The 25,409-nt window shown below is 37.7% G+C and carries 26 protein-coding genes, 2 pseudogenes and 1 riboswitch; of the genes and pseudogenes, 21 read left to right on the top strand and 7 right to left on the bottom strand.

Annotated elements, in window-relative coordinates:
- Positions 1-54: 54 nt before the first annotated feature.
- Positions 55-228, bottom strand: coding sequence for a DUF2759 domain-containing protein (locus AA0X71_RS08235; protein ID WP_019154496.1), 174 nt, complete (start codon positions 226-228; stop codon positions 55-57).
- 288 nt (positions 229-516) lie between these two features.
- Between AA0X71_RS08235 and AA0X71_RS08240 the strand changes: the two genes are divergently transcribed.
- A complete protein-coding gene (locus tag AA0X71_RS08240) occupies positions 517-1,149 on the top strand; it encodes an MBL fold metallo-hydrolase (RefSeq protein WP_413361239.1) in 633 nt (210 codons plus the stop codon).
- 149 nt (positions 1,150-1,298) lie between these two features.
- Positions 1,299-2,354 (top strand): class I SAM-dependent methyltransferase, encoded by a 1,056-nt coding sequence (locus tag AA0X71_RS08245; protein ID WP_413361241.1) that lies wholly within the window; start codon positions 1,299-1,301, stop codon positions 2,352-2,354.
- A 60-nt stretch (positions 2,355-2,414) separates the two neighbouring features.
- Here AA0X71_RS08245 and AA0X71_RS08250 read toward each other — a convergent pair whose 3' ends face one another.
- Positions 2,415-2,657, bottom strand: coding sequence for a DUF2626 domain-containing protein (locus tag AA0X71_RS08250; protein WP_019154493.1), 243 nt, complete (start codon positions 2,655-2,657; stop codon positions 2,415-2,417).
- Between the two features lie 206 nt (positions 2,658-2,863).
- Complete coding sequence (locus AA0X71_RS08255) at positions 2,864-3,562, bottom strand: helix-turn-helix transcriptional regulator (protein WP_413361243.1); 699 nt, start codon at positions 3,560-3,562, stop codon at positions 2,864-2,866.
- A 271-nt stretch (positions 3,563-3,833) separates the two neighbouring features.
- On the opposite strand from AA0X71_RS08255, the gene comGA reads away from it, so the two are divergent.
- The 8 genes from comGA (at position 3,834) to AA0X71_RS08295 (ending at position 8,095) form a co-directional block, all read left to right on the top strand.
- Entirely contained in the window at positions 3,834-4,895 is a 1,062-nt protein-coding gene (comGA, locus tag AA0X71_RS08260; RefSeq protein ID WP_413361245.1) for a competence type IV pilus ATPase ComGA, read from the top strand.
- Entirely contained in the window at positions 4,879-5,913 is a 1,035-nt protein-coding gene (comGB, locus tag AA0X71_RS08265) for a competence type IV pilus assembly protein ComGB (protein ID WP_413361247.1), read from the top strand. The genes comGA and comGB overlap by 17 nt, the downstream gene beginning before the upstream one ends.
- 17 nt (positions 5,914-5,930) lie before the next feature.
- The gene (gene comGC / locus AA0X71_RS08270; protein ID WP_413361249.1) at positions 5,931-6,248 is read left to right on the top strand and encodes a competence type IV pilus major pilin ComGC; all 318 of its coding nucleotides are present in this window, start codon (positions 5,931-5,933) and stop codon (positions 6,246-6,248) included.
- Positions 6,238-6,693, top strand: a complete 456-nt coding sequence (gene comGD, locus AA0X71_RS08275; RefSeq protein ID WP_413361251.1) for a competence type IV pilus minor pilin ComGD — start codon at positions 6,238-6,240, stop codon at positions 6,691-6,693. Before comGC ends, comGD begins: the two co-directional genes overlap by 11 nt.
- Entirely contained in the window at positions 6,677-7,006 is a 330-nt protein-coding gene (locus tag AA0X71_RS08280) for a hypothetical protein (RefSeq protein WP_413361253.1), read from the top strand. Before comGD ends, AA0X71_RS08280 begins: the two co-directional genes overlap by 17 nt.
- Positions 6,957-7,445, top strand: a complete 489-nt coding sequence (gene comGF, locus AA0X71_RS08285; RefSeq protein ID WP_413361254.1) for a competence type IV pilus minor pilin ComGF — start codon at positions 6,957-6,959, stop codon at positions 7,443-7,445. The genes AA0X71_RS08280 and comGF overlap by 50 nt, the downstream gene beginning before the upstream one ends.
- Complete coding sequence (gene comGG, locus AA0X71_RS08290) at positions 7,442-7,819, top strand: competence type IV pilus minor pilin ComGG (protein WP_413361256.1); 378 nt, start codon at positions 7,442-7,444, stop codon at positions 7,817-7,819. Before comGF ends, comGG begins: the two co-directional genes overlap by 4 nt.
- A gap of 96 nt (positions 7,820-7,915) precedes the next feature.
- On the top strand, positions 7,916-8,095 hold the full coding sequence (locus AA0X71_RS08295) for a YqzE family protein (protein ID WP_413361258.1): 180 nt from the start codon (positions 7,916-7,918) through the stop codon (positions 8,093-8,095).
- 19 nt (positions 8,096-8,114) lie between these two features.
- Here the strand turns inward: AA0X71_RS08295 and AA0X71_RS08300 are convergent, their stop codons facing one another.
- Together AA0X71_RS08300 and AA0X71_RS08305 are read right to left on the bottom strand one after the other, a co-directional pair.
- The gene (locus tag AA0X71_RS08300; RefSeq protein WP_413361260.1) at positions 8,115-8,909 is read right to left on the bottom strand and encodes a YqhG family protein; all 795 of its coding nucleotides are present in this window, start codon (positions 8,907-8,909) and stop codon (positions 8,115-8,117) included.
- The gene (locus AA0X71_RS08305) at positions 8,878-10,575 is read right to left on the bottom strand and encodes a DEAD/DEAH box helicase (RefSeq protein ID WP_413361262.1); all 1,698 of its coding nucleotides are present in this window, start codon (positions 10,573-10,575) and stop codon (positions 8,878-8,880) included. The genes AA0X71_RS08300 and AA0X71_RS08305 overlap by 32 nt, the downstream gene beginning before the upstream one ends.
- A 298-nt stretch (positions 10,576-10,873) precedes the next feature.
- A riboswitch (glycine riboswitch) is annotated at positions 10,874-10,962 on the top strand.
- 221 nt (positions 10,963-11,183) lie between these two features.
- On the opposite strand from AA0X71_RS08305, the gene gcvT reads away from it, so the two are divergent.
- From gcvT to gcvPB, 3 genes are read left to right on the top strand one after another with little or no spacing between them, the layout of a single operon-like run.
- Positions 11,184-12,290, top strand: coding sequence for a glycine cleavage system aminomethyltransferase GcvT (gene gcvT / locus AA0X71_RS08310; protein WP_413361263.1), 1,107 nt, complete (start codon positions 11,184-11,186; stop codon positions 12,288-12,290).
- A gap of 54 nt (positions 12,291-12,344) precedes the next feature.
- Positions 12,345-13,691 carry an aminomethyl-transferring glycine dehydrogenase subunit GcvPA gene (gene gcvPA / locus AA0X71_RS08315; protein WP_413361265.1) on the top strand — a complete coding sequence of 449 codons (1,347 nt, stop codon included), beginning with the start codon at positions 12,345-12,347 and terminating at the stop codon, positions 13,689-13,691.
- Positions 13,684-15,144 carry an aminomethyl-transferring glycine dehydrogenase subunit GcvPB gene (gene gcvPB / locus AA0X71_RS08320; protein ID WP_413361267.1) on the top strand — a complete coding sequence of 487 codons (1,461 nt, stop codon included), beginning with the start codon at positions 13,684-13,686 and terminating at the stop codon, positions 15,142-15,144. Before gcvPA ends, gcvPB begins: the two co-directional genes overlap by 8 nt.
- Positions 15,145-15,191: 47 nt before the next feature.
- Here gcvPB and AA0X71_RS08325 read toward each other — a convergent pair whose 3' ends face one another.
- Positions 15,192-15,575: a rhodanese-like domain-containing protein gene (locus AA0X71_RS08325; protein ID WP_413361269.1), complete on the bottom strand. Its 384-nt coding sequence runs from the start codon at positions 15,573-15,575 to the stop codon at positions 15,192-15,194.
- A 298-nt stretch (positions 15,576-15,873) separates the two neighbouring features.
- Between AA0X71_RS08325 and AA0X71_RS08330 the strand changes: the two genes are divergently transcribed.
- The 5 genes and pseudogenes from AA0X71_RS08330 to AA0X71_RS08350 all read left to right on the top strand — a co-directional run bounded on the left by AA0X71_RS08330 (position 15,874) and on the right by AA0X71_RS08350 (position 22,205).
- Positions 15,874-16,710: a biotin/lipoate A/B protein ligase family protein gene (locus AA0X71_RS08330; protein ID WP_413361271.1), complete on the top strand. Its 837-nt coding sequence runs from the start codon at positions 15,874-15,876 to the stop codon at positions 16,708-16,710.
- Between the two features lie 351 nt (positions 16,711-17,061).
- Positions 17,062-17,850, top strand: a pseudogene (locus tag AA0X71_RS08335) (ribonucleotide reductase N-terminal alpha domain-containing protein); the annotation flags it as partial.
- 203 nt (positions 17,851-18,053) lie between these two features.
- The gene (locus AA0X71_RS08340; protein ID WP_413361272.1) at positions 18,054-18,926 is read left to right on the top strand and encodes an LAGLIDADG family homing endonuclease; all 873 of its coding nucleotides are present in this window, start codon (positions 18,054-18,056) and stop codon (positions 18,924-18,926) included.
- A 429-nt stretch (positions 18,927-19,355) separates the two neighbouring features.
- Positions 19,356-21,095 (top strand): annotated as a pseudogene (locus tag AA0X71_RS08345) (vitamin B12-dependent ribonucleotide reductase); the annotation flags it as partial.
- A gap of 225 nt (positions 21,096-21,320) precedes the next feature.
- A complete protein-coding gene (locus AA0X71_RS08350; RefSeq protein WP_413361274.1) occupies positions 21,321-22,205 on the top strand; it encodes a patatin-like phospholipase family protein in 885 nt (294 codons plus the stop codon).
- A 13-nt stretch (positions 22,206-22,218) separates the two neighbouring features.
- Here the strand turns inward: AA0X71_RS08350 and AA0X71_RS08355 are convergent, their stop codons facing one another.
- Complete coding sequence (locus AA0X71_RS08355) at positions 22,219-22,608, bottom strand: SA1362 family protein (RefSeq protein ID WP_413361276.1); 390 nt, start codon at positions 22,606-22,608, stop codon at positions 22,219-22,221.
- 349 nt (positions 22,609-22,957) lie between these two features.
- Here AA0X71_RS08355 and AA0X71_RS08360 point away from each other — a divergent pair, with 349 nt between their 5' ends.
- The 3 genes from AA0X71_RS08360 to efp all read left to right on the top strand — a co-directional run bounded on the left by AA0X71_RS08360 (position 22,958) and on the right by efp (position 25,332).
- Positions 22,958-23,473, top strand: a complete 516-nt coding sequence (locus AA0X71_RS08360; protein ID WP_413361277.1) for a YqhR family membrane protein — start codon at positions 22,958-22,960, stop codon at positions 23,471-23,473.
- 148 nt (positions 23,474-23,621) lie between these two features.
- Entirely contained in the window at positions 23,622-24,683 is a 1,062-nt protein-coding gene (locus AA0X71_RS08365; RefSeq protein WP_413361279.1) for a M24 family metallopeptidase, read from the top strand.
- 91 nt (positions 24,684-24,774) lie between these two features.
- Positions 24,775-25,332 carry an elongation factor P gene (efp, locus tag AA0X71_RS08370; protein ID WP_413361281.1) on the top strand — a complete coding sequence of 186 codons (558 nt, stop codon included), beginning with the start codon at positions 24,775-24,777 and terminating at the stop codon, positions 25,330-25,332.
- The last annotated feature ends 77 nt before the right edge of the window (positions 25,333-25,409 follow it).

Raw genomic sequence — 25,409 nt, forward strand, 5'->3', positions numbered from 1 at the left:
TTTTGGCAAGTAAAAAAGGACTGAAAAATTCAGTCCTTTTTTTGATAAATTGTATTAATGGCCAGTAGGGAATCCATTTTTTAGTAAAGTCATGATGGTAAACCATCCAAAAACAAGAAATGAACCTGCACCAAATACTAAACCTAGTACATTTTTGTTTTTAAGAGCAGAAATTGTACCATATCCAGCAAAAATGGCTACTAAGCCAAAAATGATCATTAATCCCATTGTATAGCCCCCTTAGTCTTTTTTGTTTCAATTTCATATAGATAGCACGGTGGTCTAACATCTATTTCACAATTAAGTGAAAATAGGCGAATCAGTATGTAATATCCAAATATTATTGCATCCGATTCCTATTTTATAGCTTTTGATCATGTTTGTCGAGGTCAAAAAATGACACTTCCATGAATTTTAAAGATTATTCTTAGGAAAAGAAAGATAACAATCATTGTACCATTCAGTTGCTTTTGTGTAAGATAGTAATAGTATTTCAAAACATGGAGGTGTATATACTTGAACTGGGAGCAGTTACCGCTAGGACCATTACAAACCAATTGCTATCTATTAGCGAATAAAGAGAAAAACTGTATTATTGTTGATCCAGGGGAAGAAGGAACACGTTTAGTGAATCATCTTCAGCAAAGAAAGTTAACTCCCCAAGCAATTCTTCTAACACATGCTCATTTTGATCATATTGGGGCAGTTGATGATATACGCAACGTTTATAATATTCCAGTGTATTTACATAATAAGGAAAAGAACTGGCTGATGGACCCTAATTTAAATGGTTCTCAATTATTCATGATGGGGCCAATAAAAGTGAAAGAAGCAGATCATCTATTTACTTCTGAAGGTGAAATGAAGGTTGGAGACTTTTCATTTGAAGTCTTTGAAACACCAGGACATTCTCCAGGCAGTGTTTCTTTCTACTTTAGAGAAGATGGGGTTGTCGTAGCAGGAGATGCTCTATTTCAAGGGAGTATCGGTAGAACGGACTTACCAGGGGGTAATCATGAACAATTAATTCGAAGTATTCATGATAAATTGCTCTTTATGCCAGAGGAAACACAAGTACTTCCTGGCCATGGAGCGACTACGACCATTGGCGAAGAAATGGATAGTAATCCGTTTCTCAATGGGTTCTAGGAAATATAGAAAAGCCCTTCTCTAAGGAGAAGGGTTTTTCTGGGGGATGTTCTATTCATTCAATGGGAAGGGATAAGTTTTAGCTACTAATTAAAGAATATTATAAAGTTTTCACTGTGTCAATAGTGTAAAGTGGAAGGGGAGACATTATGCTCTCATACATAAAAGAAAAGATCAGTGCTTCAACTTCAAAGATGATTACTTATGCAGATTTTATAGAGGAAGCTCTCTATCATCCCGAGTGGGGATATTATATGAAAGAGGGGGTAAAGGTCGGAAGAAAAGGCGATTTTATTACGACAAGTAATGTTTCTGATATTTATGGTCGTCTGATTGCAAAATGGTTTATACAACAGAAGGAAGAGCTACAACTTCCTTCTGTTGTATGTGAGGTAGGAGCTGGAAATGGTCGTTTTGCCGCAGCTTTTATCGATGAATGGCATAAGAATAGCGAAGAATCTTTATCTTATTTTATTGTGGAAGCGAGCCCCTATCATCGACAACTTCAAAAGGAACTTCTTGGTTCTTGTATTCAACAAGTGGAAAGCATCGAAAATTTGAAGCCTTTTCACGGATTTATTTTTTCCAATGAATTATTTGATGCATTCCCAGTTCATGTAGTTGAGTGTCATCATAATCAACTCTTTGAAGTGATGATTACGGTAGAGGGCGATCAGCTTGTAGAAAAAAAAGTTCCTTTAAATAATGTGGAAATCGAAGAGTTTATCGAAGAGAGTGGCTTAACTCTACAAAGCAAACAAAGAATTGAAATTCCTTTAGCGATGGGAAGGATGATTCGAAATCTTACAGACGCGGTGGAACGTGGCTGGTTCGTAACCGTTGATTATGGCTACCGTGATGCTGAATGGGGAGAGGCGATTCATCGTGATGGGAGCTTAAGAGGGTATTATAAGCATGAACAAGTCAATGATGTTCTAAAACATGTAGGAGAGATGGATATTACCAGTCATGTTCATTTCGATTCTCTTATTCGAATGGGTGAGGAAAATGGATTGGAATTTGTCCGTATACAAAGACAAGATGAATTTTTCTTATCGATCGGAATTCTTGAGGAACTAGAAAATCATGATGATCCGAATCCTTTTTCCGAAGTAAGTCGTCGAAACCGCTCTATTAAAAGTCTGATTATGCCTTCAGGAATGAGTACGTATTTTCACGTTATCATTCAAAAAAAAGGAATATAAAAAAGCGATGGGATTCCATCGCTTTTTTATATAAAGAAATAAATAAGTGCCAGAGAGCTCTTAGTGGCCCACTCCAGGAGTCATTAGGAATGTCGTATAGTAGGTAAATCCTACGAAAAAGACAGTTAAGTATGCCCCAAAAATATAAATATACATACGCTCAGTTAGTTTTAGGTAGCTTAACAATACGAAAAATCCTGTTTGACCAAAGAAAATTAGAGATGTTATGTACATATCACCTAAGAAAAACATTATGGCAAATATGCCAGTCCAGAATCCCATTACTCTGTACATACGATCCATAGATATTCCCTCCTTTTTCCTATAAGTCCATCACTACCATATTATAAGTAAACGGTAATGAAAAGTAAATATTAGTTTGTTTCAAAAAAGTGAACGCATACATCATATGTAGGAAAAACTAGCATCACCCCTGAGAGAGAAGCTAGTCTTCATTATTAAATATTTTCGCACCTGTTCAATCTTGTGGGACATCTGAAGAGATATTTTTAGTTTGTAACTAATGCATGATACGAGCAAGAGTTACATCCGTGGAGCATATTTTCTTTTTCGATTAACTCTACTGATTCAAAGAGGGCCTCAAACATTCCCCGTAAGAATTCATAATGTGTTTCACAAACTGTTTTTGTATGCTCTTGTGCTACTTCTTTAAATGGACAATTGAAAATTTGGAAATAGATCTTCGTATGATCTTCGTTAGCCTCAAATTCTGGATAAAAGCCAGCCATTGTAGCTGCACTTCTGAGAAAATGAAGCTTTTGCTCAAATGAAAGCTTCGCGCTTTCTTGATTTCTTGTCATTTCTTGTTCGATCATTTCAATTCCAAATCTTTTTCCTGTTTCATACAAAGCTTTTTTGCCTGCTTCTCCAAGATGAATAAATGTTTCCATCGCGATTTTGGAAAGGAGCTGATAATCTCTGAATGGAAAGTTTAACTGAATGATATCCTCAGAGAGGCGATACAATCTACTTGGTCTTCCACCTTTACCTGTTTTCTTCGTTTCAGACAAAAGCATATTGACATCTTCAAGCTTTGATAAATGAAGTCTTGCTACGTTTGGGTGGATATTAAAGTTATCTGCAATTTCTTGAACGGTCACATCTTGATGCCGTTTTGTAATGTATTGATAAATATAGTAACGAGTTGGATCCGATAGTACGTTCGTTATTTTTAATGTCTTCTCCACAAATTTCACCTCGAGGCGCATGATTTATTCCATTATAATACAGTAAACAAAGGTTAACACTGTAATCACTATAAGTTTAGAAAATGTTCACATTTACTTGTCTAAATCATGAACAGAGTATGTGTCTTTTAAGTAGATGTCCGATAATGCTTGATCTGATAAAAGAAAATGAGAATTATGAACATTTTGTGAACGATGATCTTTTTGGAGGAAAAAGGAGAAAGGTGTCGAATTAAAAAATAGACCAAATGAAAAGGTGGTGTTTCTATAGGTGAAATCAATGGAGATGTTAGCTGAGAGGATTGTAAAGGATGCTGTAAAAAACCATGCATCGGACATTCATATCATTCCTCGGAGGGACGATACGTTGATACAGTTAAGGATGGCAAATAGACTCATTCCAAGATACCATTTGCCGAAAGAAGATTGTGAACGATTAATCTCCCATTTTAAATTCACCGCATCGATGGATATCGGAGAAAAAAGACGTCCTCAAAGTGGTGCATTCTCTGTAAAAGTAAACAAGCACTATGTCGGACTGCGCTTATCTACTCTACCTGCTAATCAAAAAGAAAGCCTTGTTATTCGAATTCTTCCTCAACAAGAACAAATTCCTTTTTACAAAATTTCACTTTTCCCTGATACGACAATGAAACTGCTCGCGCTCTTAAATCACGCTCATGGTTTGATCCTCTTTACTGGGCCGACCGGTTCTGGTAAAACGACCACATTGTACTCTTTATTAGATGAGACCTCCCACATTTTTAACCGTAGTGTCATTACACTTGAGGACCCAATTGAAAAAGAAAATGAATCAGTCTTGCAGGTTCAAGTAAATGAGAAGGCAGGTGTGACCTATTCTACAGGCTTAAAAGCGATACTACGCCATGATCCAGATATCATTATGGTTGGTGAAATCCGAGACAGTGAAACAGCAAAAATTGCTGTCCGGGCAGCCCTCACAGGGCATCTTGTGTTAAGTACGATGCATACAAGGGATGCGAAAGGAGCGATTTATCGATTATTGGAATTTGGTGTCGATAGGCTTGAAGTAGAACAAACACTCATTGCAGTAGCAGCACAAAGATTAGTGGAGTTAGAATGTCCTTACTGTCAGGGAGATGATTGCTCACCACATTGTTTTTCGAATAGTCAGTTGAAAAGAGCAAGTGTATTTGAGTTATTAACGGGGAATGCGTTAATGGGCGTGATTCACGGTCAAACTCAGAATTCGTATAAAAGACTGAAGAGTATCATCAGTAAGGGAATCGCACTCGGGTTTATAAAGGAATCAGAATACAAGAGATGGATTATCGATGATGAAAGCTCGTAAATGGACAATTAAGGAGCAGGCTGAATTTCTAAGGAAAACAGGGGAGCTATTATCGAGAGGTTATCCACTTGCTGAAGCGATTGATTCATTAACCTACCAGATGAGAAAAGGGCAACAGGAAGAGGTTGCTAAGGCGTTGTTAGATTTGAGAGAAGGGCATTCCTTTCATCAAATTCTACAAAATCTCAGGTTTAACAAAACACTTATTGGCTATGTATATTTTGCAGAAGAACATGGTTCATTAGCTGATGCCTTTCGTGAAGGCAGTGCCATGGTTCTGAAAAGACAGGGAGATCTCGAAAAACTAAAAAAACTGATTGTATATCCACTTGTGTTGATTGTGATCACTTTGTTTTTGTTTGTATTTGTGGAGAGAGTATTGCTTCCACAATATACAACTTTGTTTCAATCCATGAATCTTTCCCCGAACATTTTTATGAAAATGGTCGCATTAATAGGAGATATCTTTCCTCTTTTGCTCATTTTATTTCTTTTATTAAGTGCCCTCGCACTCGGTTACTATTTTATGACCTTTCGAAGACTCCTTCCTATCGAACAAAGAACGCTAATTTCTAAATTTCCCTTCCTAGGTTCTTTTTATCGTTTGTTCACCACCCATTATTTTAGTATTCAGTTCAGTTATTTATTAGCAGGAGGTCTTTCGATACAGGAAGCGTTAAAGCTGTTTGAAAAACATGTGCAAAGCCCGTTTTACAAGCAAATGGGAAAAGAAATGCAGCAGTTTCTAATGAGAGGAGATTCCTTCGCGGGGGTTTTGAAGGAGTACAATTTCTTTGAAACAGAACTCCCTTTTATCGTGAAGCATGGTCAGGAAAATGGAAAACTTTCAGATGAACTTCTTTTCTTTAGTAAGCATTGTCTTGAAAAGCTAGAAAACAAAACAGAAAAATGGTTCAAAATCATTCAACCCCTTTTATATTCGCTCATCGGACTCGTCATTGTTTCGATGTATTTAGCGATTCTATTACCAATGTTCCAACTATTAGATGGATTTTAGAAAGGAGAAACATATTGATGTTGAAAAAATTAAAAGAGCAGTCCGGATTTACCCTGATCGAAATGATGATCGTCCTTCTCGTAATCTCGGTGCTATTAATCATTACCATTCCGAATATTACAACACACAATTCTACAATCAACACTAAAGGCTGTGACGCGTTAAAGAAAATGGTAGAGGCGCAAGTACAAGCCTATAAAATGGATAATAACACGGAGCCAATTAGTTTGGTAAATCTACAAGCAAAAGGTTATTTAACTGCTGAACAGAGTAGTTGTCCAAATGGAGATATAATCACCGTTGATTCCGAAGGTAAGGTAGAAAGTGGTACCTAAACTGAAACGAGATAAGGAACAAGGGTTTACAATGATTGAGGCATTGTTTGTTTTAAGTATGTTTCTCCTCATGATGTCTTTGTCCTTTCTTTTATTAAAGCCCCATTATTTTCAACAAGAAAGGCAGTCCTTTATTGCCCAACTTAAAGCAGATTTGCTCTATGCTCAGCATTATGCCGTCACGAATCAAAAGGTCGTACGAGTAAACTTCATGCCTTCACAATACTTCTATTATATACGTAAACAAAATGGGGAGGTCTTAATTAGAAGAGATTACTCCACCCATATAGACGTTATACCTGGTACGCAAAAAACAGCCTTCTATTATTATTCAAACGGTAATATTAGCACGATTGGCTCTTTGTACTTTTATATTGGCGATGACGATGCCTATCAATTCATGTTTCAGTTAGGGCGGGGAAGATTCTATGTTAAAAAAATGTAGAGGCTTTTTCTTAGTCGAGCTTTTTCTCTCCCTCACTGTGTGGATGCTAATAAGTTTAACGCTACTTCCTCTGTATATTCATGTCAGCAAACAATCACTAGACATGCAGAAAGACATAACAGCGAATCATATATTATATGAATCACTTCATCGTTCCTTATTAGAAGGGTATTTTGAGAATGGTGATATTAAAAGAGAAGATGAATGGTACAGAATTTTTTGGGAGAAAGAGATCAATATACCAGTAAGGGTGTGTGTAAAATATGAGAATTCTTTCGAACAAGAAAAGGAAAAATGTGAGCGACTTGAATGAAAAAGGATTTACGATGTTAGAAATGCTTTTTTCATTCTCCTTATTTTGTTTAATGGTCACGTTTCTCCCACCCTTATTTCAAATTGTTTTTAACGATCATGGGATAGAAGTAAGAATACAGAAAATGGAATGGGAGTTGTTTATTAGCCAAACAAAGAAGGAGATTCAATCAAGTGATTTTGTTGATGTACTTAATGGAGAATTAACGCTAATTCAGGGGGCTGAAACGATTTCCTATCAAAAATATCAAAATCTTCTCAGAAGACAAGTAAATAAAAAAGGCCACGAAGTCCTCCTACAAAATGTTGGTTCTGTCTCTTTTTCAAAAAATGGAAATGAGATCATGATTGAAGTCATCGATTTATTTGAGCGTTCAAATGTAGCGATCATCTATCCGTTTATTAGCACGACGGAAATGAATGGGGATGGGAGTGGATGAACGACAGAGGTTTTACTTTTCCAATAACCCTTTGTGTATTATTGTTATTTTCGGGTTTTTTGGCGCTGAATTTTCATCAATATTCAATAGAGAAAAGTCTACAATTTGAGCTCGCAGAATTTGAAAGAAATCAGTTTATGTTTATGCAGTCTTTCAAAAAAGTTGAAAATCAGTTAAGTAATACTGAGGAAGTAGAGAAAACCGGTATTTTTTACTTTGAAAATGGCACAGTTACTTATCAAATTAATGAGCTTGATAGCACACAACTTCAAATTCTGTTTCGGTTGGTCACAAGTACAGGAGCAGAACTCGAAGGTTTTGGCTATTATGATCAAAATTTAGAAAAAATGGTGAAATGGCTTGAACGAAATTAATTTGAGCTCGTCTCGTATGAGCCTTTTTAGGTAATAGAATGATCATTTTCGGATATACTGCATACTGATGACGAATTTGTTAGGAGTGTTTCAAATATGAAGACAAATGATTATGTGAAATACATTACCGAGACGGTAGTAAAATATATTGATCAGCCAAAAGATGAGCGAATAAAGATAAAGCAAGAAAGAAAGGAAAGCAAGGCCGGCTTTTGGTTCCGTTGGTTTGGGATCTTGCCCTATGCATTAAAAGATGTCGTGAAGAAAAGAAGGTAGAGTAAAGCGCCTTCTCTTCTTACACAGCCTCTTCAGTTAAATAAAAGAGTCCTCCATTGATGATTGAGATTTTCACTTTCGGTTCGTATTGGTCTTGGAGGGCTTTTTTTTCGTTCTCGAATGTTTCTCCTTTTTCCTCTTCATCTTCGTAAAAATGTTCTAAAAGCTGCAAGTCTTCATTCCATCTTTCTCTTGCTTTGTCTGCCCACCCGTGATCCTCTTGTTCAATCTCCTTCACTAATTGATTCTCAATTCTTGAAACACCACTTTTCGGCATAATAAGTGGTGAAAGCGTAAATGAATAATCAGGGATTTTTGGAGTAAGCTGTAATTTCAATAGACGATCATGGAAATTTTCCACGATTTGCCCATTGATCAGCTGCAGTCCGATCGATTTAAAAACATCTCTTTTACGATCACATTGGTAGGAGATGCGCACATTGATCCCTAACCAGGGTTTTAATGGAACATGCTGTCCTGAAGCAAAGCGATGATTTTCATATAAACGAATGTAAGCCGCTAAATTTTTTGTTGATTGAAAGATTTGATGTAGGCGAGGAGAGCCAAAATGTATGACCTCACCTTTCATATTTTCAAGTGCTGCTTTTTGATCGGTAATAAAGGTAAGTTTCATCGGATTTGGAACGCCACCCGTTTTTTCTAAATAGTGCCAATAAAACGGTCGATTCATCAGTTCCTTGTCCAATTCGATTGTTAATTGTACGGTCATATATCCCTGTTCTTCCTCCAACATGTCACAGCCATTTGCTTGAAAGTAGTTTTTAAGAAATTGTTGAATTTCCTGCTGCTGCATTTCCTTCACTTCCTTTCATTTCTTCGGCAAATTGAATCATCGCCGTCAGATTATCCATCTTAATTTTCATTTCTCCTTCTGAAGTTGAGTGACCAAAGATATCGATTAAATAGTCTTCAAAATTGCCAAATTCAAGTTTTGAGAGAATGTCATCAAGTTCGCCGACCACTTTCTCAAATAATGATATTTTTTCATGAAGGAGCTTTAAGACATGCTCTTCAACCGTTCCTTTCGTGGCAAAATTGTATATGTGGACATCTTGTTCTTGTCCGAGACGATGAATCCGTCCAATCCGTTGTTCGAGTCGCATTGGATTCCATGGTAAATCAAAATTTATAATATGATGACAAAATTGAAGATTGATTCCTTCACCGCCGGCCTCAGTCGCAATTAAAACTTGGGCGTGTTTTTGGAATAATTCCCGCATCCAATCTTTTTTTCCTCGTTTAAACCCACCGCGAAATGGTACGGAGGTGATTCCATTTTGTTTTAAGAACCATTGGAGATACATTTGAGTTGCCCGGTATTCTGTAAAAATAATGACTTTATCATCAATTTTTTTAATAAGTTCTAATGCTTTTTCTGCTTTCGAATTTATTTGTACGGCCTGTACCTTTTCCATCAAAAATTGGATCTGTTGCTGGTAAGAAGGGCTAGGTGTTTCCTTCTTTGTCAGCATATTTCGTAATGTCACAAAGACAGCTTCGCGACTGCTACAAGCCTCTCGTTGTAATGTCATAATCGAAAAAGCGCTGGTGGCCATCCAATTATCTTCTCTTCTCAGTTCAGAAATTGCATTATATAACTCTTGCTCTTCCTCTGAAAATTCGATCGCAATCGTTTCAACATGACGATCCGTCCATTCAATGCCTGTATCGGCACGACGATTCCGAATCATCACCTTGTTCACTAACTCTTTTAAGTGCTCATTGTCATTTAAAGAACGGGAATCCCTTTTGTATTTTTCATAAAAGACAGTCTCATTGCCAAGATGACCAGGCTTTAATAAGGAAACAAGATTAAATATCTCACTAATCCGATTTTGGATCGGGGTAGCCGTTAGCAATAGGCAAAATTTCTTTTTTAAACTTTGTACAAATTCATAGTTTTTCGTTTTGTTATTTTTCAGTTTGTGAGCCTCATCGATAATAATGAGATCGTAATCCTGCTGAAAAATAATATCTCGGTGAGGATTACGCTTCGCTGTGTCGATCGATGATACGACAACATCATATTGTTCCCAAACATAGCTTTTCTTTTGAGCAACCGCCGGGATATAAAATTTGCTTGTTAATTCATTGGCCCATTGTGTGACAAGGGAAGCGGGGACCAATATTAATGCTTTCTTAACGAGTCCTCTAATCATATATTCTTTTAAAATTAAGCCGGCTTCGATCGTTTTACCTAATCCCACCTCATCAGCTAATATCGCTTTGCCATTCATATCTTCAACTACTCGCTTGGCTACTTCTAGCTGGTGAGGTAAAGGTGTCAATTGTGGCAAATGCTTTGGAGCCTGTAATCCTTCAAAATCATCAATGACAGTATGATTCTCTACTTCAATTGCAAGTTTATATAAATCCCAATTGCCCCAAGGACCATCATCTTCAATTTTTTGAAAGAAACCGTCCACCCATGATGAATCGAATTGAATTTCCACCGTCATATAAATTGCTCCTTTTAAATCATCTATAATCTATTCTTTTCCGAAAAAGATATTGCCCTAATATCATGTACATGATAGGATGTATTTGAAAGTTAGAAATTTTGTCACATGTCGAGTATAAACGAACGAATATATGTAATATCGACAATAATAATCGTTATAATGTGAATGAATATGAATGGTTATTATTAAATCGTTCGTTTTTTTGCTAAAGTTGGTCTTTTGTTTTTGGACCGATCTACAAAGCTTTAATTCGTACGTTATAGTATGACCAACTTGGAAAATTTTATAAACGCGAATGAGAACAAGGGGAGAGACTACGTTGTAGCGCCGAAGGAGCAAGCATGAATTTGTGAATCTCTCAGGCAAAAGTACACTTGTTTGACGCAACTCTGGAGAGTGCTTCACTTGCGAATGAAGCCACCAAAGGGGAAAGCCTATTAAGAACTTTTCATACAAGAAAAGGATCCATTAGGTAAACTTTCAGGTGCCAGGACAGAGAGCCCACTTTTTGAAAAGGGGGACCTCTGTCCTTTTTTTGTGATAAATTTCGCTAATTTGGCGGGTTTTGATAAATATCAAGTAAATGTAAGAAAGGGGATCATGTAATGTCTGAGCTAAAGCGTACTCCTTTATTTGAGGTTTACAAACAATATGGTGGCAAAACCATTGATTTCGGTGGATGGGACCTTCCAGTGCAGTTTTCAAGTATTAAAGAGGAACATGAAGCCGTTCGAACAAAAGCAGGGTTATTTGATGTTTCTCATATGGGAGAAATTGAAGTTAAAGGTCCAGGCAGTCTTTCTTATCTTCAGAAAATGATGACAAATGATATTTCAAAGTTGGGTGCTGGTGGTGCTCAATATACAGCTATGTGCTATGTAAATGGCGGTACTGTTGATGATTTGCTCGTATACAAACTTGGTGAGGATGATTACCTTTTAGTCGTTAATGCTGCAAATATCGCCAAGGATTTTGCTTGGCTTGAAAAGCATGTGGATGAAGAAGAGGTAACGCTTAAAAATATCTCAGAAAATATGGCGCAACTAGCACTTCAGGGACCAATTGCTGAGAAAGTGTTGCAAAAGCTTACAGATGAAGATTTAAGCAATATTGGTTTCTTCAAATTTCAGCTTGAGGTTGAAGTGGCGGGGAAGAAGACTCTTATTTCAAGAACAGGTTATACAGGTGAAGATGGTTTCGAAATCTACTGTGCTAGTGAAGATGCGATTGAGATATGGAATGAAATTCTCTCAGTCGGAAAAGATGATGGCGTTCTCCCATGTGGCTTAGGAGCAAGAGACACATTGCGTTTTGAAGCAACGCTTGCACTTTATGGTCAGGAGCTTTCACCGGAAATTTCACCATTAGAAGCTGGAATTGGGTTTGCCGTAAAGCTTAATAAAGAAACCGATTTTCTTGGCAAAGAAGCATTAAAGAGTCAAAAAGAGTCTGGTGTTCCTCGTAAATTAGTTGGTATTGAAATGATTGAAAGAGGAATTGCACGCCATGGCTATCCTGTTTATATAAATGATAGAAAAATTGGAGATGTGACAACGGGTACTCAATCTCCTACGTTAAAGAAGAATATTGGATTAGCACTTATCGATAGCGAATTTAGTGCGTTGGAAACTGAAGTGGAAGTTGAAATTCGCGGCAAGAAAGTAAAAGCGAAAGTGATCCCAACCCCATTTTATAAAAGAGCTCGCTCGTAATCGATTTTCAAAAGACTCATTAAAAATTGCAAGGAAAAGAAAGGGGAATCCGCAATGAAGCATCGTTACTTACCGATGACTGAGGCAGACCAAAAAGAAATGCTTGATACGATTGGTGTTTCTTCCATTCAGGAGCTGTTCAATGATATTCCAGAAAGTGTCCAGTTTAAGGGAGAATATACTATTAAAGCAGCAAAATCAGAACCTGCCCTATTGAAGGAATTGACTCGACTAGCCAATAAAAATGCCGACTTAAAGACCCATTCGAGTTTTCTTGGAGCAGGTGTTTACGACCACTATATGCCTGTCATCGTTGACCATGTTTTGTCACGCTCAGAATTTTATACGGCTTATACTCCCTATCAACCAGAGATTTCTCAAGGTGAATTACAAGCCATTTTTGAATTCCAGACAATGATTTGTGAACTGACAGGAATGGATGTTGCAAACTCTTCTATGTATGACGGGGGAACAGCTCTTGCTGAAGCAGCGATGCTTAGTACTGGCCAAACAAGAAGAAAGAAAGTACTCGTTTCTAGTGCCGTTCATCCCGAGTCAAAAGAAGTGGTGAAGACGTACGCAAAGGGTCAGTATATCGAAGTAATTGAAATTCCTCAAAAGGATGGAATTACTGATCTTGAAGCATTGCAAGCGATGATTGATGCAGATACAGCCGCTGTTATCGTACAATATCCAAATTTCTTCGGAAGAATTGAGCCGATGGCGGATCTTGAAGAGATTGCTCACGGACAAAAAGCAATGTTCGTTGTCTCAAGTAATCCGTTAGCGCTTGGTGCGTTGACTCCTCCTGGAAAGTTTGGAGCGGATATTGTTGTTGGTGATGCTCAAGTCTTTGGAATCCCTTCCGCATTTGGCGGTCCTCATTGTGGATACTTCGCGGTTACAAGTAAGTTAATGAGAAAGGTGCCAGGTCGTTTAGTTGGACAAACCACCGATGACCAAGGTAGAAGAGGTTTTGTTCTTACTCTTCAAGCCCGTGAACAACATATTCGTCGTGATAAGGCGACTTCTAATATTTGTTCGAACCAAGCATTGAATGCCCTAGCTGCATCTGTGGCGATGACAGCGTTAGGTAGAAAAGGCGTGAAAGAAATGGCCTTACAAAATATCCAAAAAGCTCATTATGCAAAGAAAGTGCTAAAGGAAAAAGGATTTGAAATGGTGTTCGAAGGTCCTTCCTTTAATGAGTTTGTCGTGAAATTAAGGAGGCCCGTTAAAGAAATTAATCAAGCTCTCCTGCAAAAGGGAATCATTGGCGGTTATGATCTAGGTCGCGATTACCCAGAGCTTAGTCATCATATGTTAGTAGCTGTTACGGAGCTAAGAACAAAAGAAGAGATCGATACATTTGCACAAGAAATGGGGGATTTCCATGCATAAAGAAGATCAAGCCCTTATATTTGAACTAAGTAAAGCAGGTAGAATCGGTTATAGCCTACCAGAAATGGACATTCCAGAAGTGGATGTGAGTGAGCTTTTACCTGAAGGGTATGTACGGGAAGAAGAAGCGGAATTACCAGAAGTATCTGAGCTTGACATTATGCGCCATTACACAGCATTGTCAAAGCGAAATCATGGTGTTGATTCAGGTTTCTATCCACTTGGCTCTTGTACGATGAAATACAATCCAAAAATCAATGAAAATGTCGCTCGTTTTAATGGGTTTGCTCATATCCATCCATTGCAGGATGAGAGTTCTGTCCAGGGTGCTCTTGAACTGATGTACGACCTTCAAGAACATCTGATTGAAATCACAGGGATGGATGAAGTAACGTTACAACCTGCAGCAGGTGCCCATGGGGAGTGGACCGGGTTAATGATGATTCGTGCTTACCATGAAGCGAATGGGGATACGTTGCGAACAAAGGTCATTGTTCCAGATTCTGCTCACGGTACAAACCCTGCATCGGCAACAGTAGCAGGCTTTGAAACGATCACGGTAAAATCTAACGAACACGGTTTAGTCGATTTGGATGATTTAAGAAGCGTGGTTGGAGAAGACACAGCGGCGTTAATGCTGACTAATCCAAATACATTAGGATTATTTGAAGAAAACATCGTAGAGATGGCTGAAATTGTTCATGGTGCTGGCGGTAAACTCTATTACGACGGTGCAAATTTAAATGCTGTATTATCAAAAGCAAGACCTGGAGATATGGGCTTTGATGTTGTCCATCTAAATCTTCATAAAACGTTTACTGGTCCTCACGGCGGAGGTGGCCCTGGTTCAGGACCTGTCGGAGTGAAAGAAGATTTAATTCCATTCTTACCGAAGCCTGTCGTGACAAAGCAGGGAGATGAATATGTACTAGATTATGATCGTCCGCAATCGATCGGTCGCGTTAAGCCTTACTATGGCAACTTTGGCATTAATGTTCGTGCTTACACATATATTCGCACAATGGGTCCAGATGGCCTTAAAGCCGTTACCGAAAATGCGGTGTTAAATGCCAACTATATGATGAGAAGACTAGCTCCATTCTATGATCTTCCATTTGATAGACATTGTAAGCATGAATTTGTTTTAAGTGGGAAGCGTCAGAAAAAGCTTGGAGTAAGAACATTGGATATTGCAAAACGGTTACTCGACTTTGGCTATCACCCACCAACCATTTATTTCCCATTAAACGTGGAAGAGTGTATTATGATTGAGCCAACTGAAACGGAGTCAAAGGAAACATTAGATTCCTTCTGTGACGCGATGATTCAAATTGCGAAAGAAGCAGAGGAAAATCCAGAGATTGTTCAAGAGGCACCATATACAACGGTCGTCGGTCGTCTTGACGAAACAACTGCCGCAAGAAAACCGATCTTGCGCTACCAAAAACATTAATCTATTAATGAAAAAGAGCTTTGCGTATGTGCAAAGCTCTTTGTTCGTTAATTTTTTGTTTTAATTTTTCCTGTCCATTTTTTGAATCCACCTTTAAGGTGTGACAGATCCTTATAACCTTTGCGATATAGGGTTTGAGCAGCACGACTACTTCTCATCCCGCTTTGACAATAGAGGTAGACAGGCTTGTCTGGACGGATTTCTTTCATTCTCATCTTCATTTGAGATAGTGGAATATTTCTTGCTCCAAGAATATGTCCATTCTCGAATTCATTCGGTTCGCGCACATCGATTAATTGTGCTTTTCGATAACCTGCACGAAATTCTTCTTCAGTAAGAGTTTTCACAATCTTTTTTTGGTATAGCCAGTTGATTAGACTATATACAAGAAATGCAACTGTTAGTATTAGCAGAAAATAAAATCCGGTCATATCCATTTCTCCTTCCACACAAATAATGTGCCAAATAATATTATATAGGGGATTTAATAGGATAGTAAAGGATATTCGCCAAATTTTTCGTTTCCAATTTGAAACGAAATTAAAGATGGTCGAACAAATTTTGTTATAAGCAAAATTTTTCCTCTCATCCCTTGAAGTGGGTAATTTGATAAGGTTCACCTTAATAAGCAGTATCTCTTTCTTTTTTTTTTCGTATCGGTTTGTTATGCTATTAATCAGTGTCTACTTTATAGACATGAATTTTTGTGTTAAAAGAAGAGGGTTACAAATGAAAAAAGAAATTTGGGGTTTTATCGATTCAGGAGATTGCTCTCCCTCCTTCAATATGGCATTAGATGAAGCGTTGCTTGATTGGCACAGTGAGGGAATGATTCCTCCTGTTATCCGTTTTTACGGATGGGACCCAGCGACTTTATCGATTGGATATTTTCAACGGGTAGAAAAAGAAATTAATATGGAAGCTGTGAAAAAGCATGGCTTGGGCTTTGTTCGCAGACCAACAGGTGGTAGAGGAGTTTTGCACGAGCATGAACTCACTTATAGTGTCATTGTCACTGAGGATTATCCAGACATGCCTAAAACGGTAACAGAAGCATATCGAGTCATTTCCGAAGGGATATTACAAGGATTTCATCAATTAGGAATGGATGCTTATTTCGCTGTTCCGAAATCAGAAGAAGACCGTGAATCACTGAAGAACCCACGTTCTGCTGTTTGTTTTGATGCACCAAGCTGGTATGAGCTCGTAGTAGAGGGCAGAAAGGTAGCAGGAAGCGCTCAAACGAGGCAGAAGGGAGTTATTCTTCAACATGGTTCCATTCTTCTTGATCTAGATGAAGATAAACTGTTTAGTTTATTTAATTATCCGAATGATAGAGTGAAGGAAAGAATGCAGCGTGCTTTTAAAAGTAAAGCTGTAGCGATTAATGAAATTAGCAATCATAAAGTAACATTAGAAGAAGCAAAGCATGCCTTTAAAAAAGGGTTTGAAAATGGCTTGAACGTAGAATTAACTCCTTTTGAGCTATCAAAGGAACAGTTAGACTATGTAAATGACTTAGCGAAAAAAAGATACGAGAGCAATGAATGGAATTTTAAAAGATAAGCGAACGAGCTGTTCGTTTTATCTTTTTTCTTTTTTATTACGTGTATCTTTTGTCCCAGCCGAAAAAAAGTGCAAGTGGCGAAATATGTTAAAATTTATCATTTTTTGCTGAAAACATAGGGCGATCTCTATTTTTCTCGTTATTTTAATCGTTTTTGTGTTTGACAAAATTTCTTTTTTTTGCTCGCTACACAATATGTAGTGGTGTTATAAATATTTGACATACTATATATTGATTTTGTTAGGCCGATGTGATAATTTAATAGTAATTTGAATTACAGCTAGATTTAAATAGTGTTCTTCTACTTGAATTCAATAGATTAAAAAGGATTATTTAAAGGAGTTGTGTGTATGTCTGTTGCGCTAGGACAAAAACTAAATATTGATGTGGAGCGTTTGAACAAGGATATCCGATTGTTTCCTCAGGTTCATCCAATCACCTCAGATATGAAAATCACTCATAAAGGTGTTTCAAGATTGGTCATGTTAGACCGCTACACTTTTAAGGATACAGAAAAGATCACTCTTTCGAACGGAGATTTCGTCGTACTTACGATCAAAGAAGATCCGAAATTTCCAGCAAGAGGTATTGGACAAATTCTACAAATTGATTGGGAAGAGAAAAGAGCTCAAGTTCTTGTAGATGAAGAGTATCGAGGTGTACTTGACAATCCGGAAGAAGCAAGCACTGGTGTTATCAATCGTTCATTAGATGTAATTGAAAAGCCATTAGAGCTTTATTATGAGCAAATTGCGAAACGCAACGCAACAGGCTTAGCGTCAGTTGAAACAACGGAAGAAAAGAGACAAGAATGGTTTGAAAAATTCTATCAAGAACTTGTCAATTTGAATTTCATCCCAGCAGGACGTGTTTTATACGGTGCAGGTGCTGATACAGATGTAACGTATTTTAACTGTTATGTAATGCCTTTTGTTCAGGACTCACGTGAAGGGATTTCCGAGCATCGCAAGCAAGTGATGGAAATCATGAGCCGTGGTGGCGGTGTTGGAACAAACGGTTCAACTTTAAGACCACGTAATACCCTTGCACGAGGCGTAAACGGAAAATCATCTGGTTCCGTTTCTTGGTTGGATGATATTGCGAAACTTACGCATTTGGTTGAACAAGGTGGGTCCCGTTAAGACCATGGCGGGATAAAAATCTCGCGAATTGCTGGAACACCCTTAGAGCCTTTTTAACTACAACGTGACTGGTGACGGTGAGCGTGAATGTTTGAAAATAAAAAGGATTGGGCAATCAGCAGCCAAGTATCTTTGGAAACGAAGATTAAGGTTCAACGACTATTGAAACTTCCTAAAGCTCAAGATGAAAGGTAATGTATATGAGAGACATGGAAGAAGTAAACCGTAAGAAACGGAGACGTTCTTATGGGGCGCGAGACAAGGAAGAATTAATTAAATCAATTATAAATCTCCATGATAAAGGTTTTAGTCAAGTAGAAATAGCAAAGTTACTTAATATAAGTCGAGGAACCATTAAGCGATGGAATGATGAACTTCACTTTTTTAAAGCTAGGACTCCTGGCGAAGCTGGGAAGTTGAAATGTAAAGTGTATCATTACAATGAGAATTATTTCCAATCTATTGAAGCTCCGAATCAAGCCTATATTTTAGGGTATATAACAGGAGATGGAACGATTTTCGATCGTATAAAATCTAAAAGGCTGGTATTAACACTGGCCGAGATTGATAAACAATTACTTTTCGACATAAGTGAAGAATTGAATATTTCTGGTGCAATAAAGTTTAGAAAAAGAAACGCACCAAATGAACAAAATAAATATTCATTAACCATTAATTCCACTAAGATGTGTAATGATTTAATAAGATTGGGAATAGGGCCAAGAAAAACAGGCTGCGAGAAGTGGCTTGACTTCGATGATGAAAGACTTCAATGGGCTTTTTTAAGAGGATTTTTTGATGCTGATGGACATATAAGAGTTTATCATAGAAACGGATTCCTTAAAGCAAGGTTAGGTTTCACCGGAAATCAAAAAATGCTTTTATCCATCCTCAACTTTTTAAAATCAAAAGGGTTTGCAAAAAATGTAAATTCCATCACTAAGAAACAAGGTTGCTCGGATCTATATATAAGTAGCATAAAAGATATTAAGCTAATCTCAACAGAACTTTATAAGCATGGAGATATAAAACTGCTCAGGAAATTCGAAAAAATTTCTTCCTTGATGATATAGTCTGACCTTGCATGAAAGTGCAAGAGTGTGGCAGAAATGTCCACACCCCTCAATCGATGAGGAGTAACAATAAGCGTGGAGCTCAGATGATAATGTTGGCGGATTAAGTAGATGCACTAGTCCGCGTCGTTCAGAGAATGAACGACTAGAAAATCGGGTGAATTGCAGGGAACTCCTTAGAGGAAAGCAAGCCACAACGTGACTGGAAACGGTGAGCGTGAAGGCTATAAAAATTGCTTTCATTGGACAATCTGCAGCCAAGCGTCATTGGGCAAAGGTAATGGCGAAGGTTCAACGACTAGAGAGTGAGTCCCAACAATAAACTCTCATTAGCGCCCGACCCCTAACAGTTGTGAAGCTGAGGGTGATGATATAGTCTAGTCCGATTGCGTAATGCAATTAAATATCCTGAAAAGGACGGTAAATACGTGGCATCCAGACATCATCGAATTCATAATTTCAAAAATGCAAAACCCAAGAATTCTTCGTTTCTTACTTGAAACTACAAATGACGAAACGATTAAACGATATGCACAAGAGAAATTAAAATTCACTCCACTAACTGAACAGGAAAAAGCAATGTATCAAGGAATCTTGAACTATAGACATATTCCTGGCCAAGGTGGATTCAGTGAAAACATTATGGCTGAAGCAGAAGAAAAGCTAACTACTGGTGGAAATTACTCCGTTCACAACCCAGAATTTTTAACAGGGGCCAATATTTCTGTATGTTTAACAAAGGAATTTATGGATGCTGTTGAAAACGATGCAGAGTATGAGCTTCGCTTCCCAGATGTAGAGCATTACAATGGACAAGAAATGAAAACTTATAATGAAGAATGGCATAATGTTGGCGATGTACGTGAATGGGAGCAAATGGGTCACAAAGTACGTGTCTATCGTAAAATTAAAGCGAAAGAGCTTTGGAACCTAATCAACATTTGTGCAACCTACTCAGCAGAGCCAGGAATTTTCTTTATTGATAATGCAAACGACATGACAAATGCGGTAAGCTATGGTCAAAAGGTCGTTGCAACAAATCCATGTGGGGAACAGCCTCTCGCGCCATTTTCAGTGTGTAACTTAGCAGCTGTTAACCTAGCTGAAATGGCTGATAAAGAAACAAAAACAGTAAACTTTGAAAAGTTAAAGCGTACAGTTGAAGTTGGGGTACGTATGCAAGATAACGTAATTAACGCTACACCTTACTTCCTAGAAGAAAACAAGAAACAAGCTCTAGGAGAGCGTCGCGTAGGTCTAGGTGTTATGGGATTACACGATTTACTAATCTACTGTGAAACAGAATACGGTTCTGAAAAAGGGAACGAACTTGTTGATAAAGTGTTCGAGACAATCGCGACAACTGCTTACAGAACTTCCGTTGAATTGGCGAAAGAAAAAGGAAGCTTCCCATTCTTAACTGCTGATACAAAGGAAGAAACAAATCGTCTTCGTAAGGCATTTACGGACACAGGCTTCATGAAAAAAATGCCTGAAGATATTCGTGAATCCATTCTAGAACACGGTATCCGTAACTCGCACTTACTAACTGTTGCTCCGACGGGGTCCACTGGTACAATGGTTGGGGTATCTACTGGCCTTGAGCCTTACTTCTCCTACTCTTACTTCAGAAGTGGACGTTTAGGGAAGTTTATCGAAGTAAAAGCAGATATCGTGCAAGAATATTTAGACCGTCATCCAGAAGCGGATGAGAACAATCTGCCACAATGGTTTGTTACAGCGATGGAGCTTGCTCCTGAAGCACATGCTGATGTTCAATGTGTCATTCAACGTTGGATTGATAGTTCTATCAGTAAGACAGTTAACGCACCAAAAGGCTACAGTGTAGAACAGGTTCAACAAGTATATGAAAGACTATACCGTGGTGGTGCAAAAGGTGGAACAGTCTATGTAGACGGTTCTCGTGATTCACAAGTATTAACATTAAAAGCAGAAGAAAATAAATTTGACGAACAACTAGAGAAAAAAGAAACGCCGAAGCAACATGTTGTTCTTGTCGACACGATCAGTGACCTTCGCTCAACAGATGTTACGATTGGTTCTGAAGTGGGCAATACTTGTCCTGTGTGCCGTAAAGGGAAAGTGAAAGAAATTGGTGGATGTAATACATGTACCAACTGCAATACTCAATTAAAGTGCGGACTGTAATTCCTTAAAGAGGTTGGAGAAATCCATCCTCTTTTTTCATGTCCACTGTACTATTTTCGTATGCTCCTGATTATTTATGTAAAAAGCGTATTTCTAAAAAAATGACTATAGTCGTCAGGTTAGCTTTTAAAGGCGTAGCAACTTTAACTAATCGCCCATAACAAATACGTCGAACTCCAACATGGCCTACAACGAAGAAGCGAAAAACATCTAAGGAGTGACTTTATGTATATAGATGGAGTTTTTTCCGGTGGAGGGATCAAAGGTTTTGCCTTAATCGGTGCCTACCAGGCCATTGAGGAGAGAGGATTAAAGTTTAAACGGGTTGCTGGGACAAGTGCTGGCTCTATTGTTGCTGCTTTAATTGCTGCTAACTATACGAGTGAAGAGGTTTATCAGATTATAGATGAAATGGATTTAGAGGATTTTTTAGATCAGAGAAATACATTTATCCCGACGAAGGTCGCAAAATGGTTATTGTTATATTGGAGAATGGGGCTTTATAAAGGGAATAAATTAGAGGAATGGCTTGAAATGAAGTTAGCTGCACGAGGAATTCGAACGTTTGCAGATTTACCACCACAAACCTTGAGGGTAATTGCTTCTGATTTAACAAATGGGCGCTTAATGATCCTTCCTGATGACTTACATAAATACGGACTTAATCCTAATGCTTTTTCGGTAGCGAAAGCGATTCGGATGAGTTGTAGTCTCCCTTATTTTTTCGAGCCAGTAAAACTTAAGAATAGCCTTTCTCCAAGTATTATCGTCGACGGTGGGGTATTAAGCAATTTTCCGATGTGGCTATTTGATAAGGAGAATGTGAAAAAGGTACGTCCTGTATTGGGGATAAAATTGAGTCATCATCTGAATGAACTTCCAAAAAATGAAATTAACAATGCTATTAATTTATTTGAAGCGCTATTTGAGACGATGAAGGATGCTCATGATTCTCGTTACATTTCTCGTAAGCATGAGAAAAACATTATTTTCATCCCAACTGAAGGAGTATTAACGACAGATTTTAACTTAAGTCCAGAAAGAAAGAAATTATTATTTGAACTAGGATACAATCGCACCAATAAATTTCTCAAACATTGGTCCTATTAAAAAAACGAACCTTCTAATAGGAGGCTCGTTTTTTCTTTTTCCCTTTTCTTCCCTCAATTACGGTTAAATGGGTTGCGGATTTTGGTTTAGTTGATGTTCTTTTAAAGCTACTTACGTTTCCAGAAATGGTTTTAGAAGAAGGCTTACGTGTATCCTTTTGTTGTAATCGTTTCTTTGACCGTTTAGCAGCCTTTTTAAAAGCGTGTTGCTCACGTTTCTGTGGGCCTGCACCATAGAAGCGGCGAACTAAAAAGAAAATACCGAATCCAATGATCAGAAATACGAAAATATTGGTCAAAAATGATGTAGGACTAGCGATAAAACGACTAACGATCCCAATGATTGCAAGTACAATTAAACCTGCTACAAAATAAAAAGAAGCCTGATTTTTCAAGAAAGCCACCTCCCTACAAGCATAATTAGCATAAATTTCTAATTTTAAACCATTCAAAATAAATTTCTATGAATAATTTTGTGAACGTCAACATAAAGAGTTTATTCAATTTAGCCATAAGTATGAAAGGATGACGATTTAAAGGTATATCCATATTCTATGCACTTCAATGAAAGTTGGCGAGCTATTTTGAAAATTATGAAATAAATAGATGTTATTAATACTTATTATAATTTATTCTACTAGAAAATCAATAAAACCTCCATGATCAAGTATTATTTCTTGATAAATGATAAAAAAAGAAATCAATGAAAAGGAATGCTCTTGCTAGGACATAATACAAATGGAGGTGGATGGAATGAAAGGAAGTCCGAAATTAGAACAAAACAAAAAAGAAGAACCAATGTCAATGATGACAATGGTCGTCTTAACAGGTTTGGTAGGGGGAATTTTATGGAGTAGCTTTGGGTACTTACTATATGTATTTCATTTCACTAATGTCCATCCAAATGTCATTTTAGAACCGTGGGCATTAGGAGAATGGAAAAAACAATGGCTAGGAACGGTGATTTCGATCGTCGTGATTGGCGTTATTTCAATAGGAGTTGCATTAATCTACTATGCAGTCTTAAAAAAAGCAACGAGTATTCTTGTTGGAATCGGTTACGGCATTGCTCTATTTCTACTCGTCTTCTTCGTGTTAAATCCTATTTTTCCAGGAATTGAGCCGATTGGGGAGCTTAAAAGAAATACGATTATTACATCTGTCTGCCTATATGTCCTTTACGGAATATTTATAGGCTACTCTATATCGTATGAATTTGACGAACTACAATTACGTAAAAAACAGGAAGCTGAAGAAGTTCCTTCCTAAAGAGGACATCTTCAGCTCGTTCTGCAATAATCTCTCTTTCGAACGAGCGGTTTGCATGTTGCTGGAAAAAACAATATGATAGAATATTCTTGTTAAGTATTTTTTTCACTATTCTTACATAGTGGAAAGTAAAAGGAGAGGGAGAAAAGTGGATAAATTACAAAAAGTAAGAGATAGTTTTGAAAAGCTTGGCATCGATGGCTTACTCATAACAAGTGCTTACAATCGACGTTATATTTCTAATTTTACAGGTACAAGTGGTGTAGTGTTAATTAGTAAAAGTGAGGCGAAGTTTATTACTGACTTTCGCTATGTTGAGCAAGCTGCAAAACAATGTGAAGGCTTTGATATTGTCAAGCATACGGGACCAATTCCGGAAGAGGTTGCACAGCAAGTGAAAACTCTTGGCATTAACCGACTTGGTTTTGAGCAGGAACATCTTACATATTCCAGCTTCAAAAACTATGAAGAAGCTGTAAGTGCAGAACTTGTACCTGTATCAGGTGTAATTGAAAAAATTCGCTTGATTAAGACTGATGCAGAGATTAAGATATTAAAGGAAGCAGCAGAAATAGCTGATGCTGCATATAAACATATATTAGAATTCATTCGAGCAGGCATATCGGAGTTAGATGTTTCGAATGAATTAGAGTTCTTTATGAGAAAAGCTGGTGCCACCTCTTCTTCCTTTGACATTATCGTAGCTTCAGGGCACCGTTCAGCACTTCCACATGGAGTGGCGTCAGATAAAATCATAGAAAAGGGCGATTTCGTTACCTTAGATTTTGGAGCATATTATAAAGGCTATGTTTCTGATATTACGAGAACTTTAGCTGTAGGTGAACCGGATGCAAAACTGAAGGAAATTTACCAAGTCGTGTTTGATGCCCAGCAAATGGGAATGGATGGAATTAAACCAGGAATGACCGGAAAAGAAGCCGATGCCTTAACAAGAGATTATATTTCTTCCAAAGGATACGGAGAATATTTTGGACATTCAACAGGACATGGTATTGGGCTTGAGGTTCATGAAGGACCTGCTCTTTCCTTCAAATCTGATCTCAAATTGGAGCCAGGAATGGTTGTAACAGTTGAGCCAGGAATATACATACCGGGACTTGGCGGAGTACGTATTGAAGATGATACAGTGATCACTGAAAAAGGAAATGAGTCATTGACTCATTCAACAAAAGAACTCATTATATTATAGAATTATGTAGTCAGTTTTTATGATGTTTTGGATAATGACTCCATGCTTCCAATTTATATTTTTATCACATTACCTTTGGGAGGATTTTTAGATGATTTCTGTTAACGATTTCCGTACAGGCTTAACGATTGAAGTAGATGGAGGTCTATGGCGTGTAATGGACTTCCAACACGTAAAGCCAGGAAAAGGAGCTGCGTTTGTACGCTCTAAGCTACGTAATTTACGTACTGGTGCGGTACAAGAAAAAACATTCCGCGCTGGTGAAAAAGTAGCAAAAGCACAAATTGATAACCGCAAAATGCAGTATTTATATGCAAATGGTGATCAACATGTATTTATGGATAATGAATCCTATGATCAAATCGAATTACCGGCAACTGCGATTGAATATGAATTGAAATTTTTGAAAGAAAATATGGAAGTTCATATCATGATGTTCCAAGGAGAAACACTTGGAATCGAGCTACCAAATACGGTTGTATTAGAAGTAACGGAAACAGAGCCTGGAATTAAAGGCGATACAGCTTCAGGTGGTACAAAGCCGGCTACACTTGAAACGGGGTTAATCGTTCAAGTACCATTCTTTGTCAATGAAGGCGATCGCTTAATCATTAATACATCTGAAGGATCTTATGTTTCACGTGCTTAATAAAATGTAAAAAATCCCCAGAGGACGATTCCACTGGGGATTTTTTTGTTTTCGCTGTTTTCGTAATGATTGTGGTT

The organism is Robertmurraya phoenicis, from assembly GCF_047302285.1.
GTDB lineage: Bacteria > Bacillota > Bacilli > Bacillales > Cytobacillaceae > Robertmurraya.

Excerpts from the sequence above, each read along its gene's own strand:
- AA0X71_RS08330 (WP_413361271.1), top strand. The coding sequence starts at position 15,874 with ATGAAAAAAGAAATTTGGGGTTTTATCGATTCAGGAGATTGCTCTCCC.
- gcvT (WP_413361263.1), top strand. The coding sequence starts at position 11,184 with ATGTCTGAGCTAAAGCGTACTCCTTTATTTGAGGTTTACAAACAATAT.
- AA0X71_RS08340 (WP_413361272.1), top strand. The coding sequence starts at position 18,054 with ATGAGAGACATGGAAGAAGTAAACCGTAAGAAACGGAGACGTTCTTAT.
- efp (WP_413361281.1), top strand. The coding sequence starts at position 24,775 with ATGATTTCTGTTAACGATTTCCGTACAGGCTTAACGATTGAAGTAGAT.
- comGB (WP_413361247.1), top strand. The coding sequence starts at position 4,879 with ATGATGAAAGCTCGTAAATGGACAATTAAGGAGCAGGCTGAATTTCTA.
- AA0X71_RS08295 (WP_413361258.1), top strand. The coding sequence starts at position 7,916 with ATGAAGACAAATGATTATGTGAAATACATTACCGAGACGGTAGTAAAA.
- AA0X71_RS08300 (WP_413361260.1), bottom strand. The coding sequence starts at position 8,909 with ATGCAGCAGCAGGAAATTCAACAATTTCTTAAAAACTACTTTCAAGCA.
- AA0X71_RS08280 (WP_413361253.1), top strand. The coding sequence starts at position 6,677 with ATGTTAAAAAAATGTAGAGGCTTTTTCTTAGTCGAGCTTTTTCTCTCC.
- comGF (WP_413361254.1), top strand. The coding sequence starts at position 6,957 with ATGAGAATTCTTTCGAACAAGAAAAGGAAAAATGTGAGCGACTTGAAT.
- comGC (WP_413361249.1), top strand. The coding sequence starts at position 5,931 with ATGTTGAAAAAATTAAAAGAGCAGTCCGGATTTACCCTGATCGAAATG.
- comGG (WP_413361256.1), top strand. The coding sequence starts at position 7,442 with ATGAACGACAGAGGTTTTACTTTTCCAATAACCCTTTGTGTATTATTG.
- AA0X71_RS08305 (WP_413361262.1), bottom strand. The coding sequence starts at position 10,575 with ATGACGGTGGAAATTCAATTCGATTCATCATGGGTGGACGGTTTCTTT.
- AA0X71_RS08245 (WP_413361241.1), top strand. The coding sequence starts at position 1,299 with ATGCTCTCATACATAAAAGAAAAGATCAGTGCTTCAACTTCAAAGATG.
- AA0X71_RS08250 (WP_019154493.1), bottom strand. The coding sequence starts at position 2,657 with ATGGATCGTATGTACAGAGTAATGGGATTCTGGACTGGCATATTTGCC.
- gcvPA (WP_413361265.1), top strand. The coding sequence starts at position 12,345 with ATGAAGCATCGTTACTTACCGATGACTGAGGCAGACCAAAAAGAAATG.
- gcvPB (WP_413361267.1), top strand. The coding sequence starts at position 13,684 with ATGCATAAAGAAGATCAAGCCCTTATATTTGAACTAAGTAAAGCAGGT.
- AA0X71_RS08325 (WP_413361269.1), bottom strand. The coding sequence starts at position 15,575 with ATGACCGGATTTTATTTTCTGCTAATACTAACAGTTGCATTTCTTGTA.
- AA0X71_RS08350 (WP_413361274.1), top strand. The coding sequence starts at position 21,321 with ATGTATATAGATGGAGTTTTTTCCGGTGGAGGGATCAAAGGTTTTGCC.
- AA0X71_RS08235 (WP_019154496.1), bottom strand. The coding sequence starts at position 228 with ATGGGATTAATGATCATTTTTGGCTTAGTAGCCATTTTTGCTGGATAT.
- AA0X71_RS08360 (WP_413361277.1), top strand. The coding sequence starts at position 22,958 with ATGAAAGGAAGTCCGAAATTAGAACAAAACAAAAAAGAAGAACCAATG.